Source organism: Gimesia fumaroli, assembly GCF_007754425.1.
In the GTDB taxonomy this organism is placed as follows: domain Bacteria; phylum Planctomycetota; class Planctomycetia; order Planctomycetales; family Planctomycetaceae; genus Gimesia; species Gimesia fumaroli.
This window is the reverse complement of sequence record NZ_CP037452.1, coordinates 1,742,104-1,761,040: the sequence shown is the minus strand read 5'-3', so window position 1 is coordinate 1,761,040 and position 18,937 is coordinate 1,742,104. Positions and strand designations below refer to the sequence as shown.

General features: G+C 50.2%; 14 protein-coding genes. 4 read left to right on the top strand and 10 right to left on the bottom strand.

Annotated features, from left to right (window positions below; all coding sequences use genetic code 11):
- Window positions 1-250: 250 nt before the first annotated feature.
- The 5 genes from Enr17x_RS06755 to Enr17x_RS06735 all read right to left on the bottom strand — a co-directional run bounded on the left by Enr17x_RS06755 (window position 251) and on the right by Enr17x_RS06735 (window position 5,616).
- The gene (locus tag Enr17x_RS06755; protein WP_145307104.1) at window positions 251-1,498 is read right to left on the bottom strand and encodes a HEAT repeat domain-containing protein; all 1,248 of its coding nucleotides are present in this window, start codon (window positions 1,496-1,498) and stop codon (window positions 251-253) included.
- Window positions 1,499-1,593: 95 nt separating this feature from the next.
- Window positions 1,594-1,857 (bottom strand): MoaD/ThiS family protein, encoded by a 264-nt coding sequence (locus tag Enr17x_RS06750; RefSeq protein WP_145307101.1) that lies wholly within the window; start codon window positions 1,855-1,857, stop codon window positions 1,594-1,596.
- Between the two features lie 18 nt (window positions 1,858-1,875).
- Window positions 1,876-4,170 carry a xanthine dehydrogenase family protein molybdopterin-binding subunit gene (locus tag Enr17x_RS06745; protein ID WP_145307099.1) on the bottom strand — a complete coding sequence of 765 codons (2,295 nt, stop codon included), beginning with the start codon at window positions 4,168-4,170 and terminating at the stop codon, window positions 1,876-1,878.
- Window positions 4,170-4,676, bottom strand: a complete 507-nt coding sequence (locus Enr17x_RS06740; protein ID WP_145307096.1) for a (2Fe-2S)-binding protein — start codon at window positions 4,674-4,676, stop codon at window positions 4,170-4,172. Before Enr17x_RS06740 ends, Enr17x_RS06745 begins: the two co-directional genes overlap by 1 nt.
- 70 nt (window positions 4,677-4,746) lie before the next feature.
- Window positions 4,747-5,616, bottom strand: coding sequence for an FAD binding domain-containing protein (locus Enr17x_RS06735; protein ID WP_145307094.1), 870 nt, complete (start codon window positions 5,614-5,616; stop codon window positions 4,747-4,749).
- Between the two features lie 513 nt (window positions 5,617-6,129).
- On the opposite strand from Enr17x_RS06735, the gene pruA reads away from it, so the two are divergent.
- The 4 genes from pruA (at window position 6,130) to Enr17x_RS06715 (ending at window position 14,945) form a co-directional block, all read left to right on the top strand.
- The gene (pruA, locus tag Enr17x_RS06730; protein WP_145307092.1) at window positions 6,130-9,144 is read left to right on the top strand and encodes an L-glutamate gamma-semialdehyde dehydrogenase; all 3,015 of its coding nucleotides are present in this window, start codon (window positions 6,130-6,132) and stop codon (window positions 9,142-9,144) included.
- Window positions 9,145-9,813: 669 nt separating this feature from the next.
- Window positions 9,814-11,760: an ATP-binding protein gene (locus Enr17x_RS06725; RefSeq protein WP_145307089.1), complete on the top strand. Its 1,947-nt coding sequence runs from the start codon at window positions 9,814-9,816 to the stop codon at window positions 11,758-11,760.
- Entirely contained in the window at window positions 11,748-14,006 is a 2,259-nt protein-coding gene (locus Enr17x_RS06720; RefSeq protein ID WP_145307086.1) for a two-component system response regulator, read from the top strand. The genes Enr17x_RS06725 and Enr17x_RS06720 overlap by 13 nt, the downstream gene beginning before the upstream one ends.
- 45 nt (window positions 14,007-14,051) lie before the next feature.
- Window positions 14,052-14,945 carry an HDOD domain-containing protein gene (locus Enr17x_RS06715; protein ID WP_145307084.1) on the top strand — a complete coding sequence of 298 codons (894 nt, stop codon included), beginning with the start codon at window positions 14,052-14,054 and terminating at the stop codon, window positions 14,943-14,945.
- Window positions 14,946-14,980: 35 nt separating this feature from the next.
- Here Enr17x_RS06715 and dnaB read toward each other — a convergent pair whose 3' ends face one another.
- From dnaB to pth, 5 genes are all read right to left on the bottom strand, one after another.
- Window positions 14,981-16,402: a replicative DNA helicase gene (dnaB, locus tag Enr17x_RS06710; protein WP_145307082.1), complete on the bottom strand. Its 1,422-nt coding sequence runs from the start codon at window positions 16,400-16,402 to the stop codon at window positions 14,981-14,983.
- Between the two features lie 193 nt (window positions 16,403-16,595).
- Window positions 16,596-17,102 (bottom strand): 50S ribosomal protein L9, encoded by a 507-nt coding sequence (rplI, locus tag Enr17x_RS06705; protein WP_145307080.1) that lies wholly within the window; start codon window positions 17,100-17,102, stop codon window positions 16,596-16,598.
- Window positions 17,103-17,193: 91 nt separating this feature from the next.
- The gene (ssb, locus tag Enr17x_RS06700) at window positions 17,194-17,685 is read right to left on the bottom strand and encodes a single-stranded DNA-binding protein (RefSeq protein WP_145313940.1); all 492 of its coding nucleotides are present in this window, start codon (window positions 17,683-17,685) and stop codon (window positions 17,194-17,196) included.
- 83 nt (window positions 17,686-17,768) lie between these two features.
- Window positions 17,769-18,197 (bottom strand): 30S ribosomal protein S6, encoded by a 429-nt coding sequence (gene rpsF, locus Enr17x_RS06695; RefSeq protein WP_232100977.1) that lies wholly within the window; start codon window positions 18,195-18,197, stop codon window positions 17,769-17,771.
- 132 nt (window positions 18,198-18,329) lie between these two features.
- Window positions 18,330-18,899 carry an aminoacyl-tRNA hydrolase gene (pth, locus tag Enr17x_RS06690; protein WP_145307077.1) on the bottom strand — a complete coding sequence of 190 codons (570 nt, stop codon included), beginning with the start codon at window positions 18,897-18,899 and terminating at the stop codon, window positions 18,330-18,332.
- Between the last annotated feature and the right edge of the window lie 38 nt (window positions 18,900-18,937).

The following is an 18,937-nucleotide window of genomic DNA, read 5'->3' as shown; positions in this document are numbered from 1 at the left end:
CCCAGTCGAAAGACATCTCTGGGTGGGGCCGAATGCAATTCGGTCCGAGCGCAGCGAGCAGGAGGTCGCTGTTTCATCGTACGAGTCAGAAGAATGCACACCAAATCTTAATCAACAAAGAAAATAAGGCACGTCTTTGTATTAAAGTTCAAATACACTGCCACCGCCTGTTGTCTCACGACAACTCCGAATTACATTTGGAGCCCTCCGGAGATACCCTCGATCATCAAACTCGGAGGTCTTCCCCAGCCTATTGCATCTCAATATAGGATCCGTTTTGAACCCGCTCGAACGTTTCCCGGTCGATTGCTTTGAGGGCGATTGCTGCTTCCGTGCTGAGTCGGTAGTCGAGCCGCATTTCGTTCTGAATCTTTTCCGCCGGACTGATTTCCGAGTCGTCTTTCATGTTCGCTTTTGATTGATCAATGATCTTGACTAGATCGGGTACTGCTTTGATTGCGCTGGGCCCCAGGTTCTTTAATGAAGTAGCAGCGGCGACCCGAGCGACCCCGAATTGTTTTTCATTTAATGTATCGATCAGTGTTTGCACAACTTCCGGTGAAGCGGAACCGATGGCTCCGAGCGCGCTGATCATGGAACTACGCGCCACTTCGTGCTGGCGTCTACTATGGCGGTCCGGCTTCTTGAGCGATTTCATCGATTTGATAATTGTAGGAACTGCCGGTTCTGCTTGAGATCCAAATTGTGCGAGTGCCGCTGCTGCCTGACTGCGACAGTCAAGGCTCCGATCAAGTAACAATTCTGAGAGCGCAGCTATGACGTTGCTGCCAGGCGTTCCCACTTCACCGATCGATTTGGCAGCAATCATGCGAACGGTCACGACGGGGTCCTTCAATGCGAGCAGCAATTGGGGAAGTACTTTTTCTGCCCGTTTTCCGAACAGCCCGATATGAAAAATTGCTTCCGCACGCACAGCGCCACTGGGATCTTTTAAGAATGCGACCAGAACAGGAAGCGTCTGCTCTGCCTGGGTTGGATCGATTCGGGCGACGGCCTGGGCGGCAGAAAATCTGACGCTACTGTGCTTGTCATTGAAAGCTTGAACTAAAGCCTGGACGACCTCCGGATGTGCTTTTGCAGAGGTAATTTTCCCCAACATATAAATCACCTGAGTCCGTAACTTCGTCGCTGACCCTGGTTTCATACTTTCCACCAGGCCGGAGATGGAGGTCGGTTCCAGTTCGGTAAAGGCCAGACTGAGCGTCGGCGCATAAACGGTTGTGGGATGCGTATCCAGTAACTCGATCAGCCGTAAAACCGCCGGTTCGGTTACTCCCTCCGCTTTTACTTTTATGAGGGCTGCTTCCGTTGCGGGAACATTATAGGATTCAACTGCCTCAACCAGTTCTGTGATCGCTTGATTTTCGAACCGATTGCCCTTGAGATAAACCAGCGCACCAATGGCAACGCACACCAGACAGACGACCAGGAAGCGTTTCCTGTTACTGCTCCACAGTAAGGGATTAATTTGAGACATGATTTTTTTTCGCCAGATATCTGCTACGAGATTGATGAATCAAACTGGGCGCGATTCAGTTTATGTTTACGAATTATAAAAGAACCGAATCAACTTTATCCACCACCAATGGCGGGGAGAAAATGAATTTCACTATCAGAACTGACTTTTTGGGCGAGGCCGCGGGGGGTCACGTTTTGATCGACGGTGACGGCGATCCCTGCCCTGAGTTTTCCCTCAGGACAGAGTCGCTCCATCACACCCGGATACTGCTGATCCAGAGATTGAACCGCTTCGAGAACGGTAGCCCCTTCCACATTCACTTCTTCCTCTCCCTCACAAAATGGTCTGAGTGAGGGGGGAATAAACAGGCGAGGCATACTCGGTTCAACTCCTGATCAAGACTCTTTCTTTAATAGCTCATGCAATACACGTGGCGGCGACATCGGCAGCTCATACAACCGCACGTCAACAGCATTGTGAATCGCTGCTTCCAGAGCAGCCGGCGGTGGTACGATGGGCACTTCTCCCACGCCACGCACCCCAAACGGATGACCGGGATTCGGTACTTCCACAATGATCGCATCAATCATCGGCAAGTCATAGCAAGTAGGAATCCGGTAATCGAGGAAGTTCGCATTCCGCATGCTGCCTTCTTCGTCATACCAGTATTCTTCGTTCAAGCCCCAGCCGATCCCCTGAACGGCACCACCCTGAATCTGTCCTTCGACATACGCGGGGTGAATCGCTGTACCACAGTCCTGGGCGGCTGTGTAACGCAAAATATCTACTTTGCCGGTATCGGGGTCTACTTCGACATCAACCAGATGCGTACCAAAGGCGCCACCAGGTTCATTGTGATTCGAAACACCACGCCCGACCAGAGGCTCACCCGTGGTACTCAATTCAACAGCGATTTCCTTGAAAGTCATCGACTTATCCGGCCCAATGACGGAACCGTCTTCGTAGGAGACTTGCCCTGGATCGACTTCCCATAACTCAGCAGCACGGCTGACTATCTGTCGCTTCAGGTCCTGAGCGGCTTCATAAGCGGCCCAACCAGTCGCATACGTAACCCGACTGCCGCCGGTCACATCGGTGTAACCGACACTGTCGGTATCGACCACTGCCGGTTTGATATCTTCCGCCGCCAGCCCCAAAGCTTCAGCAAACTGCATCGCGATTGCGGTGCGGGAACCACCAATATCGGTGGAACCTTCCAACAAGCCGACCGAACCATCCGAGTTAACGGTCGCCGTCACAGCCGACTTCAGTCCGGCATTGAACCAGAAACCGGAGCCAATTCCCCTGCCCTGATTTTTGCCAGTCAGCGGCGTCTTGTAGTGTTCGCTGTTCTTGATGGCTTCCAGTGTTTCCACCAAACCGATGCGGGGGTACGTTACGCCGTCAATGCGACGTGTTCCTTCTTTCGATGCATTCAGCAGACGAAAGTCAACCGGTTCCATGCCCAGTATTTCACAGAGTTCGTCCACCACTGTTTCGGTTGCGAAGGCAGCATTGGTGGCACCAGGTGCGCGATACGCGTTTGTTCGCGGTTTATTGACGCAGACGTCAAATCCTTCCACGCGACCATTGGGAATGTCATAGCAGGAGAAGACACACATCGCACCGGCACCAATGGGTGAACCGGGATAGCCGCCTGCTTCATACGCCATCCAGGCATCGGCGGCGGTGATGCGGCCGTCGGCATCGACGCCCATTTTGATTTTGATCGCAGAACCAGGAGTGGGCCCGGTCGCTTCCAGGACATCGGCCCGGTCCATTACCAGTTGCACGGGTGCACCTGATTTACGGGATAAAACCGCAGCCACGGGTGCCAGATAAACGGAGATTTTACCACCAAAACCTCCGCCAATTTCCGCAGGAACAACTTTCACACGTGCCAAAGGCACATCCAGTAATTCCGCCACCTGTTGACGAACAGAAAACGTTCCCTGGGTCGACGTCCAGACGGTAATCTGTCCATCGTTGTTCCAGAGTGCTGTCGCCACGTGGGGCTCGATATATCCCTGATGCACGGTCGCCGTGCGGAATTCCCGCTCGATGATATGCTCTGCTTCAGCGAATCCCTTTTGGAGATCCCCTTTTTCAAAAATGATATGCTTGGCGATATTGCTCGGCTTGTCGCCCTTCTCACCGGTGGATGCTTCTTCGGTCCGCACATCCGGATTTAAAACAGGAGCGGAATCTTCCATCGCTTTCAGCACATCCATCACCGGCGGCAACACTTCATACTCGACTTCAATCAAGCTGGCCGCTTCTTGTGCAATATGCAGATTATCCGCAGCGACTGCAGCAACCGCGTGCCCTTTATATAGCACTTTGGTACGCGCCAGGTTATTGCTGCTAAGATGATTCAGAATAACCGAGCCTTCACCCAGCTCGGCAATTTTGTCGCCGGGCTCTGGCAGATCCGCACTGGTGGCAACAGCACGCACGCCCGGCAATGCTTCCGCTTTCGAAATATCAATCGACTTGATATTCGCATGCGCATGCGGGCTACGCAGGATCGCGCCGTAGATCATGCCTTTGACCTTAATGTCCGCACCATACAGCGCGCGGCCCGTGACTTTGTCAGCACCGTCGTGACGAATGGGACGGGTGCCGATGACTTTGTATTTGGGGGCCTCGTCACTACCTTCTGCTGCTTTGGTTTCATCAATGGTCGCCATTAGACAGTCTCCTTTTCACATGAAGCCGATTGTCCCGCCCGTTGTTCAGCCGCCTGTTGAATTGCACGTACAATTTTGTCATAGCCGGTGCAGCGACACAGATTGCCCGCCATCGAGAAACGAATTTCTTCTTCGGTCGGGTTGGGATTCTCATCCAGAAACGCTTTGGCTGCCATAATATAACCTGGAGTACAGATTCCGCACTGCAACGCCGCGTTTTCCAGAAAGGCTTCCTGCAGGGGATCCAAGCCGTCGCAGGGGGCCAGGCCTTCAATGGTTTCGATGTTGGCGCCTTCCATTTCGACTCCCAGCACCATACAGCTATTGACGGCTTTGCCGTCCACAACCACTGAGCAGGCACCACAGTTTCCGTTCGAGCAGCCTTCTTTCGCGCCAGTCAGGTTCAGGGTATTACGTAATATTTCGAGTAATGTCTGCCGGGGCTGGCAGAGGAACTCCTCTTCACGGCCGTTGATAGTCGCGGTTACGATCCGTTTCTTCGCCATTGAAAAGTCCTTATTTAAAAAATCTGATTTTGTTTCAATTGTTGAGAGATTCATCCGTTAAAACGCTGAATCATCCGCGAGCACGTTCGACCGCTTTTTTAATCACACGTTCGGTTAATACGCCGGTCACATGAGTTCGAAACTCCTGAGTCCCCCGCATATCGGTAATCGGATGCACAATTGCTTTCGCAGCGGCAGCCGCCTTCTGAATGATTTCGTCACTCACCGGCTGACCGGCAAGTGCCTCACTGGCTTCCTCTGCATAAAATGGCTTGGCAGCAACCGCGCCCAGGCCGATGCGGGCAGAGATAAAGTTCTCGCCACTCTCATCCAATACGACAGATGCGCCCACGCCAACTACGGCAATATCCATCTCGTTACGGGGAATAAACCGGCGATAATGCGAGCCACTGTGTGGCGGACGCGGAGGAAATTTGAGTTCGACGATAATCTCGCCCGGCTCCAGTATGTTTTGACCTGGGCCGGTACAAAATTGATCGACGGGAAGCTCTTTTGTACCGGAAGGCCCAGAAATCACTACGGTCGCATCCAAGGCGATTAAAGCCGGCGTTGAATCTGCGGCGGCACCGGCATTCGCCAGGTTTCCCCCGACACTGGCCCGGTTTTGAATCTGCATCCCGCCAATAATATTGCTGCTGTCGGCAATCGCTGAATATTTTTCGATAATTCCCGGATGTTCGTAAATCTGGTAACAGGGGACAGCGGCACCCAGCCTGAGGCCTTTGTCATTTAGTTCCAGAACCATGAGCTCCGGAATTTTCTTCAAATCGACAATCAGATCCGCAGTCAACCTGCCTGTTCGAACATGATCGATCAGATCGGTTCCCCCCGCCAGCGGGCGGGCACTTCCATTGCTCTTGGCTAACAGGCCAACGGCATCAGCCACTGAAGTAGGGGCTTCATAGTCAAAGTCACGCATAGCAGGTTTGTCCCTCTCCAAATTGTCTTGATCATCATCCATTCGCGAGCGAATCTCAGATCATTTCTCAGATCATTGATCCAGTTTCACTGAGGTCTATTATCAATCACCGGTGTAGTAACATCAATGCAACCAAAGATGAAGAAACACCGTATTTCTTAATTTTATAATTTCCTTAAGAATAAAGCTTCCCAGCATGCTGACAAGTCTGATTCTCGCCTGTGAGACCAGAAAAGTTCTGATTGACTTCCTCTCAACACTTACCTCGCCTATTCGGATTTGTTAACCTGCTTCCCAGTTAACAACATACAGCGAATAAATGGGCTGCCAGCGGTTCATTTAATGATACGAGGCCAGATCCAACACTCAATTGAGTGTTTTCGTAAGACAATGAGTGACAGGATGTCAGTAATCAAAGCCGTTTATCCATTGAACTCCCTTGGCCTGTGGACTCAGACAAAACATCATTGCAATACAGAAAGTGCAGACTGCACTCAGAGGCAGGTTACATAAGTGGCACGAAAAAAAGCGTCTTCAAGCCTGAATCAAAAATTTGAGCAGCGAACACAGGAGCTCGGCCAGCAGATTTGGGGCCTGCTGGAACGTCGCGAGCCGACCATGTTTGAAAAACGCTGGTGGGATGACCGGATTCTCTCCTGGGCGATGGCTGACGAATCCGTCAAAGTGCAAATGTTCCGCTTTGTGGACGTTTTGCCGATGCTCCGCTCGCATGAATCCATCGTCAGGCATCTGCAGGAATACTTTGAAGATGTCCGCAAGCATCTTCCCTGGGCAGCCCGCATCGGCCTGGAATTATCACAGCCCAACTCCGTATTGGGACGTGCCCTGGCCTTGAACGCCCGCTCCAATGCGCGTCGGATGGCCAGTCGTTTTATCGCCGGGTCCACAGTGGAAGAAGTTCACCGCACAGTCGATCGGCTCAGGAATGAAAACTTTGCCTACACGCTCGACCTGTTGGGGGAAGCCGTCATCAGTGAAGCGGAAGCCGAGGCATATCTTCAATCCTATCTGGATCTGATCAAAGGCCTGGCGCCCCGCGTCAAAAAATGGTCCGAAAACGTACAACTCGACTGGGACAACCAGGGGCATCTCCCCAGAACCAACGTTTCTATCAAACTGTCGGCGCTCTGCAGCCAGTTCAAGCCTACCGACCCGGTCGGCACCATGGCCACGGTCCAGCCTCGCTTGAGAACCCTACTACGAAGTGCAATGAAGTACGATGCGTATCTGCACGTCGATATGGAACAGAATTCCTATAAACCATTGACGCTGGAAATCTTCAAACAGACGCTGATGGAAAAAGAGTTCCGCGACTTTGACAACGTCGGCATTGTCATCCAGGCCTATCAGCCGGCAGCCGAACAAGACCTGGCGGACCTCTTGAAATGGGTCAAGAAACGAAAAACGCCTATCTGGATCAGACTCGTCAAAGGCGCGTACTGGGATTATGAAACGATCACATCTCAGTATCGCCACTGGCCGATCCCTGTGTTTCAGGATAAGTGGGAATCGGATGCCAACTTTGAAAAACTGACACAAACGCTTCTGCAAAATCACCAATGGCTGCGTCCCGCATTCGGCAGTCACAACATGCGTAGCCTGGCCCATGCGATCGCAGTCGCACATGAACTGGATGTTCCTCCTTCTGCTTATGAAATCCAGATGCTGTATGGCATGGGGAAAGAACAGGCACAGGTCTTTGCAGAAATGGGACACCGCGTCCGTATTTACACGCCATTCGGCGAACTCATTCCCGGCATGGCCTATCTGGTCAGGCGATTGCTGGAAAACACTTCTAACGACTCATTCCTTCGACAAAGCTTTACCGAGCACGTCAACCTGGAGACATTGATGATGAACCCGTCCGACCACGCCAAGCAATCAACCGCTAAGAAAGATTCTGAAGAAACAAGTCGCTTCCAGAATGAACCATTGATTGACTTCAGCCTGGAAGAATCACGCACACAGATGCAGGAAGCTCTGGAGTCCGTCGCCGATCAGTTTGGTAAAGAATACCCGCTCCTCATCAACGGTCGCGCCATCGACACCAAAGCCACTATCACCTCGCGCAATCCATCGCATCGCTCAGAATCGCTGGGAGTCGTCTCTTCCGCGTCTGCCGACGACGCGATCGACGCCATTGATGCTGCCCGTCGTGCATTTCCGGGATGGTCAAAGACAGAACCGCAGTACCGGTCCGAATATCTGGAACTGATTGCCGCCAATATGCGACGCAAACGGTTTGAACTGGCTGCCTGGATGGTTTACGAATGTGGAAAGCCCTGGGAAGAAGCGGACGCCGATGTCGCGGAAGCCATTGACTTCTGCATGTACTACGCCGACCAAATGCGTAAAATGTCTGAGCCCCTGCACTGCGACGTTCCCGGCGAAGAAAACGTTTACTTCTATCGCCCCCGCGGAACCGTTGCGGTAATTGCCCCCTGGAACTTCCCGCTGGCGATCTTGACCGGCATGACCGCCGCCGCATTAGTCACCGGAAATACCGTCGTGATGAAACCCGCCGAGCAGTCATCGATTGTTGCCGCAAAATTAATGGATCTGATTCACGAATCAGGCATTCCTGATGGTGTTGTTAACTTTCTGCCAGGTATCGGAGAAGAAGTCGGCCCCGAACTCGTCGGCAGCCCTGACGTGGAAATGATCACCTTCACCGGCTCACGCGATGTTGGTCTTTCGATTAATGAAACAGCTTCAGAAACAGACATTCGCCAGAAGATGGTGAAACGGGTCATCGCTGAGATGGGTGGCAAAAATGCCATTATCGTCGACGACGATGCTGATCTCGACGAAGCCGTTCTGGGGGTAATCCATTCCGCGTTCAACTACGCCGGCCAGAAATGCTCAGCCTGTTCGCGCGTCATCGTGCTGGAATCCATTCACGATACGTTTGTGAAGCGTCTTGTGGAAGCAACAAAAAGCTTGAAAATCGGTCCCGCCGAAGAACCAGGCACAATTGTCGGTCCCGTGATTGATGAAGATGCGAAACAACGAATTCTGGAATACATTGAAATCGGCAAAGAGGAAGCGACGCTTGCACTCGCCTGTGAAACAACAGACCTCGACGAAGAAGGCTACTACGTCGGTCCTCACATTTTCACGGACGTAGACTCATCCTGCCAGATTGCCGTGGAAGAAATTTTCGGACCTGTGCTGGCGGTGATGAAAGCAGAAGATTTTGAAGAAGCGATTTCAATCGCCAATGACACGCCTTATGCACTCACGGCAGGCATCTTCAGCCGCAGCCCCGCCCATCTGCAGAAAGCGAAAATGGAACTCGTGGCAGGCAATATTTATCTGAACCGAAATATTACCGGTGCGATGGTCGAACGCCATCCATTTGGCGGCTTTAAAATGTCTGGCATCGGCAACAAAACCGGAGGTCCGGACTACCTGCTGCAGTTTGTCGTTCCCGTCAATGTCACCGAAAATACAATGCGTCGTGGTTTTGCTCCTACCACTGCTGGTGAGAAAGACGAAGAAGAATAAGTCTTTCTCTTTTCGACATCATGAAACGCACAAAATACAGGCGGGCCTGAACTCAATTCAGACTCGCCTGTTTGCACATGGGCTTCATGACGGAACGCAAAAGAACGGGAACATCGGCTCGCGTTTCTTGAATTTCCTTTCACCAAAATATAACGCGTCAGGTTCACTAGCCTGAAGAGACACGCTGAACAAAACGCACCATCAGCCATTCCTCTCGCCTCAAATACCTCCCCTATTTTCAATGCATCAAATGGAGGGAGATCACTTCAGCCTGCGCCTTTGTGGTTTCGGTTATTGCGATTCTACCGACGCAGTACACACCAGGTAGCCTAAAAAAATAGATCCTTAGCCTCTGTAGCTCAAATGCAACATATGTTTTGATGGCATCTGGAAGGAAATCGGCAATGAACTCGAACCGCATTTTCCAGTGCGAAAGTAAAACCCTATCAGCAAACAGAGCGCGTACACCTATGTCGGGGCAACAGACGATTCCATGAGATGCATGCCAGAGACATCACCGAAATATATCTCTCGATAGAGAACCTGTTTTGGTTCTGATGAAATTTTACTAGTAGAAAACCGTGATCTGGTAAAGGAGTTCTGGCTGGTTCAAAATTCAGTTTGACTCAAAAACAAATCCAAAGAGAGAAGAAAAGCGGGAATAGTAAAGTGTCCAATCAGGAAAAAGATTCTACACAACAACAAACCCAATCAAGTGATTTGAAAAAAGGTGCCAGGCAACACAGCTTATTACCCCCGGCCCGACTGTATCACAATCTGAAAGTGCGCATTCTGATCCCTGTAGTCCTGGCGATGATGGTGATTCTGGGTTGTGGCCTGTTTGGAATGTACTGGCAGGACCATCAGGCGATTGATGCCGATGTATCAGCCCGGGTAAAAGGCGCACAACAGGTTCTGGCAAATCAACTCGATGAAGATGCTTCTCTGCTGATCGGCTTTCAACAGTTCCTCATCGACAATGAAAAACTTCAGCAAGCCTGGCTTTCTAAAGACCGAGAAGAACTGTTGCGACAGGCAGCACCGATTTATGAAAAAATCAACAGGTCAAACCGAGTTACCCACTTTTACTTTATTGATCTTGATCAGACCTGCTTTCTGAGAGTGCATCGCCCCACACAATTTGGCGATACCATCAATCGGCAAACGATGAACCAGGTCGCGACAACAGGCAAAATAACCTACGGCATTGAACTGGGAAAGTTTGGACACTTCACGCTTCGCGTCGTTCAACCCTGGTTTGTCGACGGTAAACACGTCGGCTACATTGAGTTGGGCGAAGAAATTGAACACATCACCCCCAAGCTGTCAGATATTCTGGGAGTCCAGGTCGTGTTCGCCATCGAAAAAGAGTATCTCAATCGAGCGCTATGGGAAAAAGGACTCCAGATTCTGGGCCATACAGGAGACTGGGACCTACTTTCAAATTTCGTCATCATCGATAAGACCATCGAAACAGTGCCACCGAATTTGCTCCCCTTGATTGATGCCAGTGGTAATAAAAACAGACAAGTATCACTCACCGATCAGTCCACTGGTAAATTATACCGCGGTGGAATCATGCCACTGATGGATGCCAGCAATCAACGGGTCGGTAGCCTCGTGATCATGAAAGACATCACACTACAAACTGCGGAATTACACAAAATGGCAGGCTTGTTGCTCTTTGTAGGAGTGATTGTAGGCGGAGTCCTGTTTGCCGTCTGTTATATCTATATCACTTCGCTCCGAAATGTATCAAAGCAGCTCATCGAAACGGCTCACCAGGCAGGTAAGGCGGAAATTGCAACCAGTGTCCTGCACAATGTGGGCAACGTCCTCAACAGTGTCAATGTCTCTGCAGGTTTAATCCAGGATAACGTTCTCAAGTCCAGTACGAATAATTTGACCAAAGCCATCGATGTCATGGAACAGCACCTGGATGACATCGGCGATTATGTCACCCGGGATAATCGAGGAAAACACCTGCCGCGATTCCTGATCGATGTGAGCAATCAGATCTCAACAGAAGAAGAAGAGATTCTTGAAGAAGTCAATTCCCTGATCAGAAATATTGATCACATCAAGGCTGTCGTGGCATCGCAACAAAAGAACGCCAAAGGCGCCGCGGGGATCGTTGAAGAATTTTCCCTGGTTGAACTTCTGGAAGACGCTATCAACATCAATACCGCTTCCATGGAGCGGCATTCCGTAAAGATTACTCTGAATTTTGATGAAATTGGAAAGATCGTTTCAGACAAGCAACTGTTATTGCAAATTGTTGTTAACCTGATCAGCAACGCAAAATACGCCTGTATTGAAAGTGGACACCAAAAACATCAAATCACAGTCCGCTTGAAACGCAGAGAAAATGATCGCATCGCGATTGAGGTGCAGGACAACGGGATGGGAATCACTGCCGAAAACCTGACAAAAATCTTCTCGCACGGATTTACCACACGTAAAGAAGGCCATGGCTTCGGTCTCCATAGTGCCATTCTGACCGCAGAAGAACTGGGCGGGAGCCTGGCCGCCACCAGCGATGGCCCGGGAACAGGTTCTACCTTTACCCTCGAAATCCCGTACCAGAAGGCAGGAACATTTCTATGTACGAATTAAACGACACACGTAACCGACGCATCCTCGTCATTGATGACAACGAAGCCATCCACGATGACTTCAAGAAAATCCTGACAGGTAGTGCAAAGTCAACCAAAACCAGTGATTCCTACGCTGCCTTTTTTGGTGAGCAGGAAGCCACATCGAACGAACTTTCTTTCGAAGTGGACACCGCCTCACAAGGAAGGGAAGGCCTGGAAAAAGTGACCCAGTCGATTCAGAAAGGCTGCCCTTATGCGATGGCATTTGTTGACATTCGCATGCCTCCCGGCTGGGATGGCATCGAAACCGTCAGTCACCTCTGGGAAGTCGATCCAGACCTGCTGATTGTCATCTGCACCGCGTACAACGATTACAACTGGACCGAAATGTCAAAACAGCTCGGCTGTATGGACCGCTGGCTCATCCTGAAAAAACCATTTGATAATGTGGAAGTGCGTCAGCTGGCTTCTTCACTCACAGAAAAATGGGATCTGGCTAGAAAAGCAGAGGTAAAACTCACCGAATTGCAGCAGTCCGTCGGAGTTAAAAACCGCCAACTGGCTGCATTCCGCAAGGCTGTTGATGCGGCTGGTATTGTCGCAATGATTGACCTGGATGGGACCATACTGGAAGCCAACGACAACTTTTGCAAAATCTCTGGCTATTCTCATGATGAACTTGTGGGGCAGAACCATAACATGATTCTCTCAGCGCATCATCCGGATGAATTTTTCGAAGAATTGTATGCGACTGTAGAACAAAACAAGATCTGGCATGGCGAAATCTGCAACCGCGCCAAAGACGGATCACTCTACTGGGTGGATACGACAATCGTACCGATGCTGGATGAAGATGACAAAACCATCAGCTACTTCACCCTGCGGATTGAAATCAGCGACCGAAAAAAGTTAATGGGCCAGTTACAGACGCAAGCATACAATGATTCCCTGACCGGGCTGCCCAACCGGGCCTCCATTCTGGATTCCATTCAAAGTGCAATCGACCGCGGACCAGACCATCATTTTGCATTACTGTTTCTGGACTTTGATCGATTCAAACTGATCAATGACAGCCTGGGGCATGACATGGGAGATGAACTCTTAAAGGAAATCGCCCAGAGGTTGAGCAACACGTTACGAGGCACCGACCAGATCAAGCCAGCCCGACTGGGAGGCGATGAATTTGTCGTTCTGCTCAACAGACTCACCAACCTCTCAGATGCAACCGTAGTGGCTGAACGCTTGCTGGATGTCTTTTCTAAAAGCTATCAGTTAGGAACGCATACGGTTTATTCAACGGCAAGTATCGGCGTGGTTACCAGTGAATATCAATATCAAACGGCCAGCGACATGATTCGCGATGCTGACGTGGCAATGTACAAAGCAAAAGCGGCCGGGTATGGCAGCTACCTGGTCTTTGATCAAACGATGCGGGAAAAAGCACAATACCGATTGCGACTCGAAGGTGATCTACGGACAGCAATCGCACAGAATGAATTTGCACTGTTCTATCAACCCATCGTCTCACTGGAATCAGGAAAGCTCGAAGGGCTCGAGGCATTAGTCCGCTGGGAACATCCTGAGCGGGGAATGATCAGCCCTGACGATTTTATTCCCGTTGCTGAAGAGACCGGCTTGATCAGTGCCATCGGAGAATGGTGTCTCAACGAAGCCTGCCGGCAATTCGCAGAATGGAAACAGACATTTGGCGACGATGCACCAGGCTTTATGCACGTCAACGTCTCGCGCAGACAATTACTTGACCCGAAACTGACTCATACCGTCAGACAGGTCATTGAAAAACATGAAATTCCACCAAAGCAACTGCATCTGGAAGTCACCGAAAGCCTGATTATGGAAGATCAAAAAACGTTTATTCCCATCTTGAAAGAGCTTAGAAAAATTGGGATCAAGGTCGACATGGACGACTTTGGCACAGGCCATTCGTCTTTATCCTGCCTGCACGAATTCCCGCTGGATGTCCTCAAGATCGACCGTTCTTTTGTGGTCAATGCCAAACATGTCCGCGACTACGCGGCACTTCTCCAAGCGATTCTCACTCTGGCAGATAATCTTGAATTACAGGTTGTCGCCGAAGGAATCACTGATACCGAACAGCTGATCCTCCTCCAGGCATTGGGCTGCGAATACGGGCAAGGTTACTTGTTCTCCGAACCACGTCTGGCAACGGAAATCCAGACTCTCTTCGGGGCGCACATCGATTGGACTAACAATCCATCCGAAATGCAGGCCACATCATCATAGTACAGAAAACTCAGGATTCGAAAAAAATCAACCAGGATAACATCAATGATTCAGACAGAAACAAAAACTGATAAACCGAACGACTTTCCCCCCATCGTGGAATCGTCGTTCCATAAAATCAAAAATATTGCAACGCTACCTGCGGTCGCTCATCAAATCATGAACCTCGTTGCTGAACCGGAATCTACGACGGATGATCTCAGGCAAATTATTGTCAACGATCCTGCGCTGAGTGCCTGCATCCTCAAAGTCGTCAATTCCTCGTATTATGGCTTCCCGCAACAGATCGGCTCCATCGATCGTGCCATCGTTCTGTTAGGTCTGAACGCGATTAAGAATATTGCGATCGCCACCAGCTTAAACAAAGTCTTCAAATCAAACCGCATCGGGACCGATTTTGATCCCTGTGATCTCTGGGCTCATTCTGTCGCGGTTGCCATCTGCGCACGAGAACTCTCTGTCATAAGTGGATACGGAGACCCCGATGAAGTCTTTCTGGCCGGCCTGATTCACGATATTGGTATTATGGTTGAGATGCAGGCCAATCATCAGGAGTTCGTGGAAATCATCGGCATCGTAAGTCACGAACAAGACACCACATTTCGCCAGGCCGAAGAACAGGTACTCGGCGCGACACATGAATTATTCGGTGCCATCACCTGTAGAGAATGGAAGTTCCCCCCGCATTTTGAACGTGTCGTTCGCTACCACCATCATCCTATGGAACTTTCCGAAACTGACCGCTGTCTTCCGGCAATCGTCCATGTTGCTGACATCCTCGCTGCCCAGATCCATGAAGGCTATACACGCACAGTAGAAACAGAAACCATTGATCCGGAAATCCTCTGCTTTTTAAATCTCCAGGAATCAGACCTCGAAGCGCTCGGAGAAAGTCTGAGAGATTCAATCCACGAAGCCCACCAGTTACTCGGTGGCTGAGAGATTAAGCCAGGGTAGAGTTGCACGCTTCGAGACTACCCGAAGCCGCCGCCGTCTCCCATGTAGCCCCCTTCGGGGACATCCAGATTGGCATAGTTGGCAAACCGCATTGAAGAAGCCTTCCAAGTCAGATTAATAATCCCGGTCGGACCACTACGATGCTTCGCGACGACCACTTCTGCCAACCCCGGAGAATCTTCAGGGTCGTATTTATCCGGACGGTGCAGGAACATGATCAGGTCAGCGTCCTGTTCGATTGCCCCACTTTCACGCAAGTCAGCCAGACGGGGTCGTTTGTCTTCTCGCAATTCCACTCCACGGTTTAACTGTGCCAAAGCGATAATCGGCACGTTCAACTCTTTACACAGCCCTTTCAGACGGCGCGTGATCTGGGCAATCTGTTGTTCTCGCGGCATAGTTTTGTCTTCAGGTTCGATCAACTGCAGATAGTCGATGATAATCAACCCCAGATTGCTCAGCCGTTTTAAACGACGACATATCGCGCTGATTTCCTGAATCGTGCGTCCTGGTTTGTCATCGATAAACAAAGGCATTTCGCTAATCTCGGAAGAAGCCTCCATCAGTCGATGACGCTCGTCGTCTTCCAGATCCCCGGCCCGCAATGAGTGGCCATTGACGCCCGAACGAATACACAACAAACGTTCTGCTAATTCAAGTTTGGATTGTTCCAGACTGAAGATGATTGTCGCCGTCTCTCCCTCATCGGCGGCGGCTTCCGCAAAGTTACAGACCAACGCGGTTTTTCCCATACTCGGGCGTGCCGCCAGGATGATCAATTCCGATGGCTGAAAACCATTGATCTGCGTATCCAAATCGATAAAACCAGTCGTCAAACCAGTCAGCATCCCCTCTTTTTGCGAGCGTTCATGAATCCGATCGAAGGCATCCATCAGAATGTCTTTGATGTCGATCTTGTCGCCCTCACCCTGCTGTTCCAGAATGCTGAAGATGCTCTGCTCGGCCTTGTTTAAAACATCCAGAGTGTCTCCCTGGGGGGCATAACTTTCCCGGATAATTTCGGTACAGGAATGAATGAGCGTGCGTTGAACCGATTTATCTCGAACAATTTTGGCATAATATTCTGCGTGGGCCGCGTGGGGGACACTTTCCAGAATTTCATGCAGATACAGAACATCGCCTGCCTCGGCCAACTCTCCTTTGGAATCAAGCTCTTCGGCGATTGTCACCGCGTCAATACCGCGAACGCCGGCATCATGCAGTCTGAGAATCGCTGAAAAAATGCGCGCGTTCTTATCGCTGTAAAAATGATTGGCCTTGACGATCTGCACCAGATCATCAATCACAATATTATCCAGGAGAATACTGCCTAAAACCGCTTTCTCGGCATCCAGGTTCTGAGGGGGAACTTTCCCGAACAACTCCTCTACGGATTCCTGTTTCGGGCGGCGAAAATTTCCTTTCCCGGCAACTGACATGACCATCCCCTGGCACTGTAGACGTTAGAAATGAGATCTCTCATGAAAAACGATTGCCTTAAGACTCAGGCAACCGAAATTCAAAACCGCTCTGTCGCTTCAATCATATAAAACTAAAAGAGGTCCGGCAATATACCGGACCTCTCTGTTATACGGGAAGCTCAGACTGGCAAAACCTGTTTGCCAGACGGGCTTAGCTTTTTTCTGCTGTGGGCACGACCCAGACTTTGACTTCGGTCTTCACCTTATCATGCAACTGCAGTTTGACGGTATACATCCCCAATTCTTTCAGCGGACCTTCCAGACGAATGCTGTCAGTAGGAACATCGAAACCACCTTCTTTGAGTGATTTGCTGATATCAACGGCAACGATCGACCCATAAAGATGGCCTTCTTCATTGGCATTGGCTTCCATCGTGACGCTGTGCTTACTGAGTTTGTCAGCCAGACCTTTCAAGGACTTCAGACGGTCTTTTTCCAGCTCAGCCATCCGCTTCTGGTGTTGAACCACCATCCACTTGTTATGATCAGTGGCAATGGTAGCCAGACCATAGGGCAATAAAAAATTACGAGCATATCCGGGTTTCACCCGAACAATATCACCCTGGTCACCCAGACTGTCAACTTTTTCTGCCAGCAAAACCTCGATAGACGACTTGGAACTACCGACGACTGAGGTGTTACGTTGTTTGCGAACCATTATCAATCACTTCCGTAATTTTCTGTTATATACAATCGTTTCAATTAAAACTGTTACTTTATCTCACAAACCGTTTGACCATGCTGCCCTGTTAGAAAGGCACATCATCATCAGGCATTCCCCCGCCGGGCGCGTTATCATAAAAGGAATCCGCGGCACTGGAAGCCCCGCCTTGCGAAGGAGCATTTCCTCGAGAGGCATGGCCTCCACCACCAGAAGGAGCTCCGCCACCACCGCCAGACTCGCCCCGTCCGCCCAACATCGTCATATTCTCGCCAACAACCTTGAGCTTACTCCGTTTCTGGCCTGATTCTTTGTCATCCCACTGATCCAATTGCAAACGACCTTCAATCAGTACCGAACGTCCCTTAGTCAGGTATTCGCTGGCAACTTCCGCCGTCCGCCCCCATAAAGTCACGTCCACAAATGTGGTCTCTTCCTTGCGTGAATTGGAATTCTTGTCAAACCAACTCCGATTCACGGCAAGTCCAATCTCAGCAACGGCACTTCCCCCCGGTGTATAACGCACCTGTGGGTCACGTGTTAGGTTACCGACGAGAATGACTTTATTGAAACTGGCCATCATCGGCCTCCCTGAAAATGAATGGTTTGAGTTTGAATATCTCGGAAGATCTGAGTCAGATACAACAAGAGAATAACAAAGACTTAGTCTTCGTCATCATCATCAATGGCATCATAATCTGCGTCGACTTCAGCAGTTTCGCTGCTGCCAGACTCTTTTGCTTCTGCCGTTGCATCTTCAGGAGCCGATGAAGGATCAATTGCAGAAACCATGGCATCAAACAAGGTTTGAGGCTGCTTAATCACCATCTGACGAATGACAATATCACTCAGGTGGCAAGACCGGGTGATCACATCCATCCCGCTCCCAGGCATTGTGAAGTAGACCAGATAATGCAGACCTTTCATGTGGCCTTCAATCTCATAAGCCAGCTTGCCATCCTGCCACGGACGGTGTGCCACAATCTCAGCACCTGCTTTTTCCAGAATTTCCATTAAGTGAGCAATCGTCCCTTCATGGTCAGCGGCAAATTTACCACTGTCTAACAGGAACATTCCTTCGTAATTTACCATAACCGCTTTTTTCTCTGCTACAGACAAGACTTTTCTCCCGGAATAATTTGGCCCTCTGTTGGCCAGATGACAATCAGATTCCCATTATTTTCATTTTTATCGTTGCCGGCTTTAAAGCAAACCGGGATATCATCATTCAGGTGCATTTACCTGATTCATGGCAATTTCAAGACCATTTTGAACCCAGCACTCAACCCCTTTGGCAGCAGCGTCCACTGCTTGCGGGATCAGTTCCAGATCTTTTTTAGATCGAAAACGCCCTAAAACATAATCCGCAGCTGGAAATCCGGCAGGAGGTCGCCCCACACCGATTCTCAAACGGGGCACATCCTGAGTACCCAACTTCTGGATAATGTCCTGCAATCCTTTTTGACCACCGGCCGAACCTGCTCCCCGCATTCGGAGACGACCGACAGGTAAATTCATATCATCACAAATCACCATCACATCGGTGGAAGGCAATTTGAAAAACTTCACTAATGCCGCAACACTGCGACCACTTAAATTCATAAACGTTTGCGGAGCAACCAGTAACACTTTTTCCCCCGCAAAGGAAAACTCACCGACTTCCGCCTCAAACTGGCTTTTAAACCCGGACACGCCGTGCCACTCTACCAACTGAGACAAAACGTCAAACCCAACATTATGCCGCGTTCGCTCGTATTGCTTACCGGGATTTCCCAGTCCTACGACCACTTTCACAGCATCACCCTGTCAGGTCATCCACCACTTAATCTATT